Source organism: Sulfoacidibacillus ferrooxidans, assembly GCF_022606465.1.
Classification (GTDB): domain Bacteria; phylum Bacillota; class Bacilli; order Alicyclobacillales; family SLC66; genus Sulfoacidibacillus; species Sulfoacidibacillus ferrooxidans.
Window position 1 is genome coordinate 1 of sequence record NZ_JALBUF010000088.1, and the last position, 444, is coordinate 444.

Below are 444 nucleotides of genomic sequence, written 5' to 3' on the forward strand. Positions count from 1 at the left end.
TAGTTATTCCGTCCAGCGAGCGGTAACGCCATCGGGCAGGGCCCTGCGGCGGCGTTCGCGGAAGTGAAAGCGGGGCTGCCCTCGGGAGCAGCCCCGCTTCGCGATTATTCAGCAGGAGCGCCCTTCCGCGTGGCGAACCTGCGCACAGGTCAGTGAATCACGCCGACCCGGGAGAAGTTCGGCAGGTTGCTCATCTTCGGATCGGGCCAGCTCATCCACACGGCGAAGGCCTTGCCGACGATATTGCGGTCCGGAACCATGCCCAGCAGATCCTTGGGGATCTTCGGATCGTTCCAGTAGCGGCTGTCGTTGGAGTTGTCGCGGTTGTCGCCCATCATGAAGTAGTGGCCGGCGGGAATGGTCCACTGGCGGTCGGGCTCGATGCGATAGCGGCTCATTTCCTTGCGGATCAGGTGCTCGGCCTGGCCCAGCTTCTCCTGGTAC

At 63.5% G+C, this 444-nt stretch carries 1 protein-coding gene; it reads right to left on the bottom strand.

The annotated features are described in order from the left end of the window. Positions 1 to 149 precede the first annotated feature (149 nt). A partial coding sequence (lepB, locus tag MM817_RS16500) for a signal peptidase I (RefSeq protein WP_241717149.1) occupies positions 150 to 444 on the bottom strand: 295 nt, incomplete at its 5' end.